Annotated in this window: 12 protein-coding genes; 2 read left to right on the forward strand and 10 right to left on the reverse strand. The window is 72.9% G+C overall.

Translation table 11 applies throughout. From position 1 onward, the window contains the following. Positions 1-56: 56 nt before the first annotated feature. The 7 genes from pheT to infC all read right to left on the reverse strand — a co-directional run bounded on the left by pheT (position 57) and on the right by infC (position 7625). Positions 57-2642 (reverse strand): phenylalanine--tRNA ligase subunit beta, encoded by a 2586-nt coding sequence (pheT, locus tag NLX86_RS03055; RefSeq protein WP_254369980.1) that lies wholly within the window; start codon positions 2640-2642, stop codon positions 57-59. Beyond that, positions 2642-3769 carry a phenylalanine--tRNA ligase subunit alpha gene (pheS, locus tag NLX86_RS03060; RefSeq protein WP_254369981.1) on the reverse strand — a complete coding sequence of 376 codons (1128 nt, stop codon included), beginning with the start codon at positions 3767-3769 and terminating at the stop codon, positions 2642-2644. The genes pheT and pheS overlap by 1 nt, the downstream gene beginning before the upstream one ends. 124 nt (positions 3770-3893) lie before the next feature. After that, on the reverse strand, positions 3894-5024 hold the full coding sequence (locus tag NLX86_RS03065; protein ID WP_254369982.1) for an ATP-binding protein: 1131 nt from the start codon (positions 5022-5024) through the stop codon (positions 3894-3896). A gap of 205 nt (positions 5025-5229) precedes the next feature. Beyond that, entirely contained in the window at positions 5230-6087 is an 858-nt protein-coding gene (locus NLX86_RS03070; protein WP_254370087.1) for an RNA methyltransferase, read from the reverse strand. Positions 6088-6204: 117 nt separating this feature from the next. After that, entirely contained in the window at positions 6205-6591 is a 387-nt protein-coding gene (gene rplT / locus NLX86_RS03075; RefSeq protein ID WP_254369983.1) for a 50S ribosomal protein L20, read from the reverse strand. A 101-nt stretch (positions 6592-6692) separates the two neighbouring features. After that, the gene (gene rpmI / locus NLX86_RS03080) at positions 6693-6887 is read right to left on the reverse strand and encodes a 50S ribosomal protein L35 (protein ID WP_142216133.1); all 195 of its coding nucleotides are present in this window, start codon (positions 6885-6887) and stop codon (positions 6693-6695) included. A gap of 102 nt (positions 6888-6989) precedes the next feature. After that, complete coding sequence (gene infC, locus NLX86_RS03085; protein WP_254370088.1) at positions 6990-7625, reverse strand: translation initiation factor IF-3; 636 nt, start codon at positions 7623-7625, stop codon at positions 6990-6992. A gap of 398 nt (positions 7626-8023) precedes the next feature. On the opposite strand from infC, the gene NLX86_RS03090 reads away from it, so the two are divergent. Further along, complete coding sequence (locus NLX86_RS03090) at positions 8024-8401, forward strand: DUF1844 domain-containing protein (RefSeq protein ID WP_254369984.1); 378 nt, start codon at positions 8024-8026, stop codon at positions 8399-8401. 219 nt (positions 8402-8620) lie between these two features. Here the strand turns inward: NLX86_RS03090 and NLX86_RS03095 are convergent, their stop codons facing one another. Further along, on the reverse strand, positions 8621-9358 hold the full coding sequence (locus tag NLX86_RS03095) for an SseB family protein (protein ID WP_254369985.1): 738 nt from the start codon (positions 9356-9358) through the stop codon (positions 8621-8623). A 28-nt stretch (positions 9359-9386) separates the two neighbouring features. Here NLX86_RS03095 and NLX86_RS03100 point away from each other — a divergent pair, with 28 nt between their 5' ends. Next, on the forward strand, positions 9387-10103 hold the full coding sequence (locus NLX86_RS03100; RefSeq protein WP_308409537.1) for a hypothetical protein: 717 nt from the start codon (positions 9387-9389) through the stop codon (positions 10101-10103). On the opposite strand, the gene mycP is transcribed toward NLX86_RS03100, so the two are convergent. Both mycP and NLX86_RS03110 read right to left on the reverse strand, forming a co-directional pair. Continuing rightward, positions 10081-11253 (reverse strand): type VII secretion-associated serine protease mycosin, encoded by a 1173-nt coding sequence (gene mycP, locus NLX86_RS03105; RefSeq protein ID WP_254369987.1) that lies wholly within the window; start codon positions 11251-11253, stop codon positions 10081-10083. The genes NLX86_RS03100 and mycP overlap by 23 nt on opposite strands. Beyond that, on the reverse strand, positions 11250-12074 hold the full coding sequence (locus tag NLX86_RS03110; RefSeq protein ID WP_308409539.1) for a hypothetical protein: 825 nt from the start codon (positions 12072-12074) through the stop codon (positions 11250-11252). The genes mycP and NLX86_RS03110 overlap by 4 nt, the downstream gene beginning before the upstream one ends. Positions 12075-12575: the final 501 nt, after the last annotated feature.

Genomic DNA, 12575 nt, shown 5'->3' on the forward strand with positions numbered 1-12575 from the left:
ATGCGCCCCTCAACAGGCATTTCACGCCGCCAGGCAGCCGCCCGGCAGGTCTGCGACTACGCGCCGCGCAGTACCGCCCCGGTGCGCTCGGCGGCCAGCGCCACCGCCGCGTCTCGGGCGGCCGAAGCCTCCTCGACGGTCAGGGTGCGGTCAGCGGCGCGGAAGCGCAGCGCGTACGCCAGGGACTTGTGTCCCGCGCCGATCTGCTCACCGGTGAAGACGTCGAACAGCCGCAGCGATTCGAGCAGTTCACCGGCGCCTTCGCGCAGCGCGGCTTCCACGTCGGCGGCCGGCACATCGCCGGAGACGACGAGCGCGACGTCCTGGGTGGCCACCGGGAAGGTGGAGATCCGCGGGGCGTGAAGCGCTCCGGCACCGGCCCGCTCCAGGCGGTCCAGGTCCAGCTCCATCGCGCTGGTCCGCGCGGGCAGGCTCAGCGCCTTGACGACACGCGGGTGCAGCTCGCCGGCGAAGCCGATGAGCTGCTCCTCACCGTCGATGACGACGACCAGCTCGGCACAGCGGCCCGGGTGCCACGGTCCGTACTGGCCCTGCCGGACGATCAGTTCGGCCCCGGCCTCACGGGCGAGCGTACGGGCGGCCTCGACGGCGTCCGCCCAGTCGGCCGGACGGCCGTTGCCCCACCAGCCGGCCTGCTCGCGCGCACCGGCCAGCACCACCGCGGCGTGCCGCGGCTGCGCCGGCAGCGCGGCGTCGAGCGTGGCGATCTCCTCGTCGGTCGGACGGCGGTCGACCGGGAGCCGCACAGCGACGCCGGCCTCTTCGCCCGCCCGGAAGACCATGCCGGTCTCGAAGAGCGCGAGGTCGTGGCTGCCGCGGCTGTCGTTGCGGTGCAGCGCGCCGAGGAGGCCCGGCAGCAGCGCGGTGCGCAGTGCGGGCTCCTCGTGGGAGAGCGGGTTGACCAGCTTCACGACGCGGCGGCAGGTGTCGTCCGCCGGGATGTTCAGCTGGTCGAAGACCTGCTCGCCGATGAACGGGTAGTTCGGCGCCTCGACATAGCCGGCGCCGGCCAGCGCGCGGCCGACCCGGCGGTGCAGCAGCTGCCGGTCGGTGAGCCCGCGGCCCGACGGCGGCGTCGGGAGGGTGGACGGCAGGTTGGCGTAGCCCTCCAGCCGGATGACCTCTTCCGCGAGGTCGTTCGGCTCGCGCAGGTCCGGACGCCAGGACGGCACGGAGACAACGAGCTCGTCCTGCCCGTAGACGTCGCAGCCGACCTCCTGGAGGCGGCGTACGACGGTCTCGCGGCCGTAGTCGACGCCCGCGACCCGGTCCGGGTGGTCCGCGCCCATAGCGATCGTGTGCGGCGCGGACGGCGCGAGGATCTCGGTGACGCCGGCCTCGGCGGTGCCGCCCGCGAGCAGCACCAGCAGGTCGACGGTCCGCTGCGCGGCGGCGGCCGCGGCCTGCGGGTCGACGCCGCGCTCGAAGCGCTTGGACGCCTCGGAGGACAGCTTGTGGCGGCGGGCGGTACGCGAGATCGACAGCGCGTCGAAGTGCGCGGCCTCGATGACGACCTCCGTGGTGCCCTGGACCTGGCCGGTCTCGGGGTCCGTGACTGAGTCGGCGATCTCGGTGTCGGCGCCGCCCATGACACCCGCCAGACCGATCGGCCCGCTGTCGTCGGTGATCACCAGGTCGCCGGCGTCCAGCACCCGCTTGGTGCCGTCGAGGGTGGTGAACTTCTCGCCCTGTTCGGCCCTGCGCACGCCGATCGCCCCGTTGATCCGGGACCGGTCGTAGGCGTGCAGCGGCTGGCCGAGCTCCAGCATCACGTAGTTGGTGATGTCGACGGCGAGCGAGATCGGGCGCATCCCGGCCTTCTGCAGACGCCGCCGCAGCCAGATCGGGGAGCGCGCCTCCGGGTCGAGCCCCGTCACCGTACGCGCGGTGAAGCGGTCGCAGCCCTGCGGGTCGGCGATCTTCACCGGGTAGCCGTACGAGTTGGGCGCGGGCACGTCCAGCAGCGCCGGGTCGCGCAGCGGCAGCCCGTACGCGGTGGCGGTCTCACGGGCCACCCCGCGCATCGAGAGGCAGTAGCCGCGGTCGGGGGTGACGGCGATGTCGAGCACCTCGTCGACCAGCTCCAGGAGCTCGATCGCGTCGGTGCCCGGCTCGTACTCCGGCGGCAGCACGATGATGCCGCCGTTGCCTCCCCCGGACTCCGTCCGGGGGTACCCCCAGTCGCCCATGCCCAGCTCGTCACCGGAGCAGATCATGCCGTGCGAGGTCTTGCCGTACGTCTGGCGCGCGGCGATCGCGAAGTCGCCCGGCAGCACCGCGCCGGGCAGCACCACGACGACCTTGTCGCCGACGGAGAAGTTGCGGGCGCCGCAGACGATCTCCTGCGGCTCACCGGTGCCTCCCCCAGAGCCTCCGGCCTGGGAGGTGCCCCCAGCGGTACCGACGTCGACCGTGCAGAAGCGGATCGGCTTCTTGAACTCCGTCAGCTCCTCGATGGTCAGCACCTGGCCGACGACGAGGGGGCCCTTGAGGCCGGCGCCGAGCTGCTCGACCCTCTCGACCTCGAGGCCGGCGTCTACCAGCTTGGCCTGCACGTCGCGACCGGTCTCACCGGCCGGCAGGTCGACGTACTCCCGCAGCCAGGAAAGCGGGACCCGCATCAGATCTCCATCCCGAACGGCCGGGTGAACCGGACGTCACCCTCGACCATGTCTCGCATGTCTTCGACGTTGTGGCGGAACATCAGCATCCGCTCGATGCCGAACCCGAAGGCGAATCCGCTGTACTTCTCGGGGTCCACACCGCAGGCGATGAGCACCTTCGGGTTGACCATGCCGCAGCCGCCGAGCTCGATCCAGCCCTCGCTGGAGCAGGTACGGCACGGACGGTCGGGGTTGCCCACCGACTCGCCGCGGCACACGTAGCACTGCATGTCCATCTCGGCGGACGGCTCGGTGAACGGGAAGAAGTTCGGACGCAGCCGGGTGGTCATGTCCTTGCCGAAGAGCGCCTGGACCATGTGGTCGAGGGTGCCCTTGAGGTCGGCCATGGTCAGGCCCTCGTCCACGGCGAGCAGCTCGATCTGGTGGAAGACCGGGGTGTGCGTCGCGTCCAGCTCGTCGGTGCGGTAGACCCGCCCCGGGCAGACGACGTAGACGGGCGGCTCCCGGTCGAGCAGGGAGCGGGCCTGGACCGGCGAGGTGTGCGTACGCAGCACGACCCCGGACTCGTCGCCTTCGGTCCCTGCGGGGCCCTGGACGAAGAACGTGTCCTGCATCTGGCGCGCCGGATGGTCGGGCGTGAAGTTGAGGGCGTCGAAGTTGAACCACTCCGCCTCGACCTCGGGGCCCTCCGCGACCTCGTACCCCATGGCGACGAAGATGTCCGCGATGCGGTCCATCAGCGTCGTCAGCGGGTGGCGGGCGCCGGCGGGCGTGCGGTCGTACGGCAGCGTGACGTCCACCGCCTCCTCGACCAGCACCCGCTCGTCGCGCTCCGCCTCGAGCTCCGCCTGCCGCGCCGCGAACGCCTTGTTCACGGCGCCGCGTGCCTGGCCGACGCGCTTGCCGGCGTCCGCCTTGGCGTGCGGCGGCAGGGCGCCGATCTCGCGGTTGGCGAGCGCGAGCGGCGAGCGGTCGCCCATGTGCGCGGTCTTCGTCTCGCGAAGCGCGTCGAGGTCGGCCGCGGCGCTGAAGGCGGCGAGCGCCTCGTCCCGCATGCGCTCGATCTCTTCCGGTTTCAGTGCCTCGACCTCAACAGGGTCGTACGACTTGTTCGGTGCCGACATCTCTTCCCGTACTTCCGATGGGCTGGCTGGAGGTCCCCGCTCGACGACAAGGACACAAAGGTGCCAAAGGTCGAGTCTAAAGGTCGCGGGGGGTCGAATGAGCCCGTGGGCCGAGTGGCGAGACTCAGGTGAGATACGCCGGGGCGCCCACAGGCAGAGTAAATCGGAATTCGGCGCCGCCGCCGGGACCCCGGCCGACGGTGATCGTCCCGCCGTGCGCCTCGACGATTCCCTTGACGATGTACAGGCCGAGTCCGGTGCCGCCGCGTTTGCTTCCCCGCCAGAAGCGGGTGAAGACACGGCCCATCGACTCCTCGGGGATGCCGGGGCCTTCGTCGCTCACGGTGACGGCCGTTCCCTTCGCCGGGTTGTCGGCGTTCCTGACGTGGGCAGGTGCCACCTCGATGGTGACTGTTCCCTCGCCGTGCCGCACCGCATTTTCCAGCAGGTTCCCCAGAATCTGGTCGATCTTGTCCGGATCGGCCCAGCAGTCGGGCAGCGGCTGGAGGATCCGGACCAGGAAGCGGTCCGGGGACTGGCCGTTCGCGGTCAGGGCCTGGATATGGCGGCCGACGGCCGCGCCGACGTCCACGGGCTGGCGGCGCAGCTCCAGCCGGCCGGAGTCGATCCGGGAGATGTCGAGCAGCTCGGCGATCAACCGGGTGACGCGGTTGGCGTCGGCATCGACGGTCTCCAGCATCAGCCGCTTCTGGTCGTCGGTGAACCGCTCCCATTTGGCCAGCAGGGTCGCTGTGAAGCCCTTCACCGAGGTCAGCGGGGAGCGCAGCTCATGGGCGACGGTGGCGATCAGCTCGGCATGGCTGCGCTCGGTGCGGCGCCGGGCCTCGGTGCCGCGCAGCGAGACCACCAGCCGGCGGACCGGCCCGGTGGGGTGCTCCCGTACGTACCGGGCGGCGACCAGGACCTCACGGCCGCCCGGCAGCAGCAGATTGCGCTCGGGCTGGCCTGCCCGGATGGCGAGGCCGCCGTACGGGTCGGTCAGCGTCCACCAGCGGCGGCCTTCGAGGTCCTCCAGGGGCAGAGCCCGCTCGATCGGTTCCCCGAGCGCGTCGCCCACGCGGACGGCGGTGATCCGGGCGGCGGCGGCGTTGAAGCAGATGACGCGTCCGGTCTCGTCCGCGACGACCAGGCCGTCGGGCAGATCGTCGGGGTCGATGCCGGAGGTGCCGAGGGGAGCGGACGAGCACGGCAAGGAGTCGTGCACCTCTGACGAACTGTTGGTCCCGACGGTCATGTCCCCGTACCCCACCTCTCCGAATGGCGCAGTGGGCCCCCCGAGCCCGTCACATTACTAGGTCCTGTCCGGTCGATCAGGCCGGATCAGGGAGCGGGGTCTGGTGCCGTGGATCGCAAGGCGGAGGAGGCCGTGACATCAGTCGCTGCCGCGACGGGCGACGCGGTGGGGGCGCGCGAGCCCGGCATGATCGGCCGGGCAGGACCTAGGTGGCGGTGACGGAGCGGCACCCTCCCGCAGCACGCTGCGCACGGGCGGACGCGTAGAGGCACACGGCGGCGGCCGTGGCGAGGTTGAGGCTCTCCGCCTTGCCGTGGATCGGCACGCGGACCACCGCGTCGGCGAGCGCGCGGGTCTCCTCCGGCAGGCCCCAGGCCTCGTTGCCGAAGATCCAGGCGGTGGGGCCGCCCATGGTGCCCGCGTCGAGTTCGGTGTCGAGGTCGTCCTGCCCAGCGCCGTCGGCGGCGAGGATCCGTACCCCGGCCGCCCGCAGCCCCTGTACGGCCTGCTCGACGGGTACGCCGACGGCCACCGGGAGGTGGAAGAGCGAACCGACCGACGCCCGTACGGACTTGGGGTTGTACAGGTCGACCGAGGCGTCGGTCAGGACGACGGCGTCGGCGCCGGCGGCGTCCGCGCAGCGCAGTACGGTGCCGGCGTTGCCGGGGTCGCGGACGTGCGCGAGGACGGCCACCAGCTTGGGGCGCGCGTCGAGGACGGACGGGAGGGGGGAGTCCAGGAAGCGGCAGACGCCGACCAGGCCCTGCGGGGTGACGGTCTGCGAGACCTCGGCGAGGACCTCGTCGGCGGCCAGGTGTACCCGGACCCCGGCGGCGCGTGCCGCGTCGACGATCTCCGCGTACCGCTCGGCGGCCTCAGGCGTCGCGAACAGCTCGATCAGGGTCGGCTCGCCGGCGGCGCGGTGTGCCACGGCCTCGCGCACGGCCTGCGGTCCCTCGGCGATGAACCGGCGTTCCTTGGTACGGAAGTTGCGCCGCGCGAGCCGTCTGGCGGCGGCCACACGCGGGGAACGGGGGGAGATCAGCTCGGCGGGGGTGCCCATGGTCGGCGGCTCGCTTCCGTACATCCGTACATACGTCAAAGGTCGTGCAACGCGCCGGACCCGCAGGCACAGGGCCTGCGGGTCCGGACTTTGGCTGCGGTGAAGAGCGGGCCTGGATCAGGCGGCGGTCTTCGGCGCGTTGACGTCGCTCGGGAGCGCCTTCTGGGCGACCTCGACGAGCGCGGCGAACGCGTTGGCGTCGTTGACCGCGAGCTCGGCCAGGATCTTGCGGTCCACCTCGATGTTGGCGGCCTTCAGACCCTGGATGAGGCGGTTGTACGTCATGCCGTTCTGGCGGGCAGCGGCGTTGATGCGCTGGATCCACAGCTGACGGAAGTCGCCCTTGCGCTTCTTGCGGTCGTTGTAGTTGTAGACCAGGGAGTGGGTGACCTGCTCCTTGGCCTTGCGGTACAGGCGCGAACGCTGGCCGCGGTAACCGCTGGCGGCCTCGAGGATTGCCCGGCGCTTCTTGTGGGCGTTGACTGCCCGCTTGACGCGTGCCACTTGTTAACTCCTTGTAGCGGGGCCGCGGTTGGACTCACACGGCCCGGAAACGAATTGGTCCCGGTCTCGGCGCGCGCCCCCGGTCACCGGAGGCACGGACGTCACTTGCCGAGAAGCTTCTTGATGGTCTTCGAGTCACCCGGGGCCATCTCGGCGTTGCCGGTGAGGCGACGCGTCAGCTTGGACGACTTGTGCTCGAGCAGGTGGCGCTTGCCTGCGCGCTCGCGGAGCACCTTGCCGGAGCCGGTGATCTTGAAGCGCTTCTTGGCACCGCTGTGCGTCTTGTTCTTCGGCATCGCGCCGTTCTCTCCTCGTCAGTGGCGCTCCCGCCGGTCCGTGGACCGGCATATGGGAGCGTCAGATGTGTGGGTTGTGTCCGGGGCGGGCCTGCTCCGGAATCAGGCCTCGGCCGATTCCTCGGAGGCGGCCTCCGGAGCGGAGTCCTCCACCTGGGCGGGCTGGCCCTGGCGCTCGGCCTTGCGGGCGGCCTGCGCCTCGCGGGCCTCGGCCATCGCCTCGGTCTTCTTCTTGTGCGGACCGAGAACCATGATCATGTTTCGGCCGTCCTGCTTCGGGTTCGACTCGATGAACCCGAGGTCCTGGACATCCTCGGCGAGACGCTGCAGCAGCCGGTAGCCGAGTTCCGGCCGGGACTGCTCGCGACCACGGAACATGATCGTGATCTTGACCTTGTCGCCCTGCTTGAGGAACCGAACGACGTGACCCTTCTTGGTGTCATAGTCGTGCGGGTCGATCTTCGGCCGGAGCTTCATCTCCTTGATGACCGTGTGCGCCTGGTTCTTGCGCGCTTCACGGGCCTTCATGGCCGACTCGTACTTGAACTTCCCGTAGTCCATGAGCTTGCACACGGGCGGGCGGGCGGTCGCCGCCACCTCGACCAGGTCGAGGTCGTACTCCTGCGCAAGCTCCAGGGCCTTGGCAAGCGGAACAATCCCGACCTGCTCGCCGCTGGGACCGACAAGTCGCACCTCGGGAACGCGAATCCGGTCGTTGATGCGGGGCTCGGCGCTGATGGATCCTCCTCAGTAGCACCACACGACTGCCTGGCAGACAGCCGCGTAACGTCTGTTTCGTCAGACCAACCGAGCCGGAACGCGAAAAATGCCCCGGACGGGACACAGGCGGAAGCTCCTCGAATACCGGAACACCGCCGCGTACCATCGCGGGGCGCACATCGGGCGGCTCCATCGTCCGTACGGAACGATGGTCGCCACCTGACCGGTGACCCGCCGCCCCTGAGGACGGCCAGGTGGGAGATCGGAGCCTCCACTTGTGGGCCGGACACATGCGTATCCAGCCGGTCGTGCACCCAGCATACCAGTGACCGGGGGCGCGTCCCACTCGGGCGGATACGGGCCATAGGCTTGACCACACCGTCCACCAGCACCCTGAGCAAGAAGAAGCGAGCACGATGACTACCGCAGGCGACGCCACCCCGTCCGAGCAGGCCGCGACCCCCGACTACGAGGACCTGACCCGCGACATCGCGGACGTGCCGGCGGTCGAGGTGATCACTACGGTCGCGGTGCATCTGCTGAGCGCGGCGGCGGTCAACCTGGGCCTGGACAAGCCGGACTCCGAGCACAAGGACCTCGACGAGGCGCGGAAGCTGATCACGGCCCTGGCCGGCCTGGTCACGGCGAGCGCGACCGAGATCAGCTCCTTCCACGCGGCGCCACTGCGCGACGGCCTGAAGTCGCTGCAGCTGGCGTTCCGCGAGGCGTCCCTGGTCCCGGACGAGCCGGGCCAGGGCCCCGGCGAGAAATTCACGGGCCCGGTCTTCGGCTGAGCCACCGGTGCGGGTGAGCGGCAGGTGCGGGTCAGCGGCGGGTGCCCTGTCTGTCGCGCGGGGTACGAGGGGTCGCCCCCGGAAGACGGCAGCCACGGCCCGGTCTTCGGCTGAGCCACCGGTGCGGGTGAGCGGCGGGTGCCCTGCCTGTCGCGCGGGGTACGGGGTCGCCCCCGGGAGACGGCAGCCACGGGCCCGGTCCTCGGCTGAGCCCCTGACCTACTTTTCTTTCCGTACGTACAGGGGCTCGCCCGGCGGGGTGGCCTCCGGCGGGAGCAGGGCCAGGTCCAGGCCGCGCACCAGGCGGGCGCGCAGGACCTCGTCCGCCGCCAGCGCTCCGGCCACCCGCCGGGCCGCCTCCGCCGCGTCCGCGCCGGGGGCGAGGACCAGCGCGAGGGTGCCGTCCGCCCGGCCGGGGCCGAGGTGGGCGCGCAGGACCGCCGGTTCTGCGGCGACCGCGGACCGTACCGCCGCCGTGACGGCGGGATCGTCGAGCAGGTCCGCGCTGGTACGGCCCTCCGCCAGCGCCAGCAGCGCGGAACCGGTGAGCTGGAACGGAACCGGGCCCGCCAGGTCGAGCACCACCGTGTCCGCACGCTCATGCGCGGCGGCCTGAAGCGCCTGGTGCAGCGGCACGGCGACAGGCCGGGCCTGCGGGTCCCAGCGGGCCAGTGACTCGGTCGAGGTGAAGGCGGGCAGCGCCCGCCGGTCCCCCGCCTTCAGGGTCGGGACCGCCATGTCGCTGGTCTTCTCCCGACGCAGCCCGTCCGGCCCTTCCTCGACCTCGCCGAGCACCGCGACGACGGGTACCAGGAGACGGGCTCCTGCCAGGGCCCGCAGGACCTGCGGCTCGGCCGTTCTGTCGTCGGCCCAGGCGGCGAGAGCCGCGCTCAGCCGCGGGTCGGCGGAGCCGTCGTCGTCGGAGAAACCGGGGTCGGGAATGTTCTTCTGCGCCACAATGACCCGACCTTATAGGGAGGCCGCGGTGGACCACGACCGGGTGCTCGCCGAGCGGATCGGCGCGCTGTCCGTGCCGGACGGCGTACGGGTCTCGGTGGCGGTGCGCGACCTCGGGGCGGGGGCCACCGCGACGTACGGCGAGGGCTCGTTCGACGCCGCGAGCATCGTGAAGGTGGACATCCTCGCCGCGCTGCTTGCGCGGGCCGAGGACGCCGGGCGCGGGCTGACCGCGCGGGAGCGAGTCTGCGCGGACGCCATGATCCGGCTCAGCGACAACGACGCGGCCTCGGAGCTGTGGCAGGCGATCGGCGGTGCGGACGGCCTGACGGCCACTCATATGCGGTTCGGCCTCGTCGCGACCGAACCGGCGCCGAGCGGTGCGTGGGGGCTCACCCGGACGACGGCCGGGGACCGGCTCACCCTGCTGGATGCCGTGTTCGACACCGGGCCGGGGCTGCGGGCGTCCTCCCGTACGTACCTCCAGGACCTCATGGCACGCATCGCGGCCGGCCAGGACTGGGGGGTGTCCGCCGCGGGGTCCTCGTACGCGCTGAAGAACGGCTGGCTGCCGCGGACCGCCACCGGGCTGTGGGTCGTCAACAGCACCGGCCGGGTCACGACGGAGGAGGGCCGGACCTGTCTGGTCGCCGTGCTGTCCGACGGCCACGCGGACCGGGCGGCGGGCGTCTCGCTGGTGGAAGCCGCCGCGCGGGCGTCGGTCAGCGCGGTGGGCGCGTCCTGACGCCGCGCCACAGCAGCACGGCCCCCGCGAGCAGGACCGCGCCGAGGGCGCCCGCCGCGGGGGCGAGCCAGCCGGCCGGCTCGTCGGCCGCGCGGGCCTGGTCCGGGCCCGGCCCGAAGAACTGCTTGCCGTAGGCGGCGGAAGCGGGCTTCAGGCCCGCCGGCTTCAGCTTCGCGCCGGCCCGGATCGCGGCCGCCGGGTCGACCAGGCCGTGGCCGCGCGCGTCGTCGCGGCCGCCCTGCGGGGAGTTGCGTGCGGTGTCCGCGAGGAGCTTCTTGACCTGGGCGGGTGTCAGGTCCGGTTGCGCGGAGCGGACGAGCGCGACGGCGCCGGAGACGAACGCGGCGGCTGCGCTGGTGCCCCAGCCCTCGTAGTAGCGGCGGTCGGGGTCGGCGATGACCACGTCCACGCCGGGGGCGCTGACGGTGGCGTACCAGCGGCGGGTGGAGAACGGCGCCTTGGTGCCGTAGCGGTCGACGGCGGCCACCGCGATCACGCCTGGGTAGGCGGCGGGGTAGGAGATGTGGTCGCCGTCCTCGCCGCCGTTGCCGGCCGACGCGACGACGACCGCGCCCTTGCTCAGGGCGTACTGGACGGCCGCGTCCTCCGCGGCCTCGGGGTGGGCGGACTTGCTGTCGTCGCCGAGGGACAGGTTGATCACGTCGGCGCCGTTGTCGGCCGCCCAGCGGATGCCGTCGGCGAGGGCGCTGCCCTTGGAGTTACGGGCCTTCGTGCGGGCCGGGTCGCCCTCTTCGAGGATCACCCGCACCGGGAGGATCTTCGCCTCGGGGGCGATCCCGACGACGCCGTCGGTCCGGCCGGGGCCGTGTCCGTGGGCCGCGATGATCCCGGCCATCGCGGTGCCGTGCCGGGCCCAGGAGCGGTCGCCGCGGCCGGCCCCGAAGCCGATGAGGTCCTTTCCGGGGAGCACCTGTCCGGCGAGGTCGGGGTGGAGGTCGTCGACGCCGGTGTCGAGCACGGCGACGGTGATGCCCTCGCCCTTGGTCGTACGCCAGGCCTGTTCGGTGTGCATGGCGTCGAGCGCCCACTGCCGGGAGCGGATGCCGTCCGCGTGGGCGGGGGTGCCGGCCAGCAGCACCAGCCCGGAGGCGAGGGTCGCGGCGAGGCAGCGGGAGGCCACGGGTGTCATCGGGGCTCCTCCGTGGGCGGGCCGGCCGTCTTGCGCAGGGCGCGTTCGACCCGGTCCGCGATGCCCTTCGCCTCGTGGCCGAGGCCGGCCTGGGCAGGGGCGGTCGTCGCGCCCGGGGTCATGGCCCGGCCGGCGGGCTGCGGGTCCGCGACGGTACGGCCGTCCGCGAAGCCGGTGACCGCGAAGACCACCACCGGGGCGTCGGTCAGGACGCTCAGCGTCCAGCTCGCGCGCTGCTTGTCGCCGAAGCCGGCGGCCACGGTGCCCTTCGCCGCGAACGGGCGGGGCATGAGGTCCGTACGGTCGGCGAGCTTCTCGCGCGCGAAGCGGGTGCGCAGGGCGCCCATGGCCGTCGCGTCGGCCTTGGTGAAGACCATGCCGACGGTGGTGACGCTGCTGCTGGACGCGTCGGTGTAGGTGGCGCGCAGCAGGCGGGTGCAGCCGACGGGTTCGAGGGCGGTGAGGAGGAGCGGGTCCAGGGCGGCGGCGCAGCCGTTGTCGGGTGCGACGGCCACCCGCGTCCAGGCCCGGTCCGCGCCGCCGGGCCCGGCGCCATCGCCGGTCAGGGTGGGCGGGAAGAGCGCGTCGACGGGGGCGCTGTGCCAGCGGGAGGCGGCGCGTTCGTACCCGGCGACGGCGGCGGGCTCCGCCGCGGAGTCGCCGGTCAGCCAGCTGCCGGTGACGGCGCCGCCGATGAGTCCGAGCCCGAGCACGCCACACACGGCGGCGCCGGCGGCCCGGGCGGGATGCCGGGCCCGGACGGGCCGCAGCCGGGTGGTGGTCTCGACGGGAGTCTCGGGAGGCGGCTGCGGGGCACTCAGGAATCGCGGCGGTACGGGTGCGCGTCCCGGCCCGGGGGTGAGATCAACGGCCCCAACAGCCCGGCGCCTCGCAGGCACCCCGGGAACAGGCCGCAACCGGGCGGTGGTCTCGACGGACCGGTGGCCGGGCGGCGGGCCTACGGGGGTCGTACCCGGCCGCCCGGCTTCGGCGGCGACGCGGCTGCCGGGCACGGCGGGGACCGACGACTGCGGGCGGCCGGCGGCCGCGGCGGCGGGGCCGCGGGGCGGGGTCGCGGGCGCGACCGGCGCTTCGGCGGAGCCCGTGGCGAAGCCATGGGGCCGGGGCGGCGGCAAGGGCGGGTTCCCAGCGTCGGCGACGGCCGGCGCGGGCGCGTGGGCGGGGGGCCGACTGCCGGACATGGCGGGGCCCGTGGGCGCGTAGGTGGAGCCCGGTGGGCGGCCGGCGGGGCCGCGGGGCGGGGTCGCGGGCGCGACCGGCGCTTCGGCGGAGCCCGTGGCGAAGCCATGGGGCCGGGGCGG

This window comes from Streptomyces sp. A3M-1-3, assembly GCF_024213665.1.
Lineage (GTDB): Bacteria > Actinomycetota > Actinomycetes > Streptomycetales > Streptomycetaceae > Streptomyces.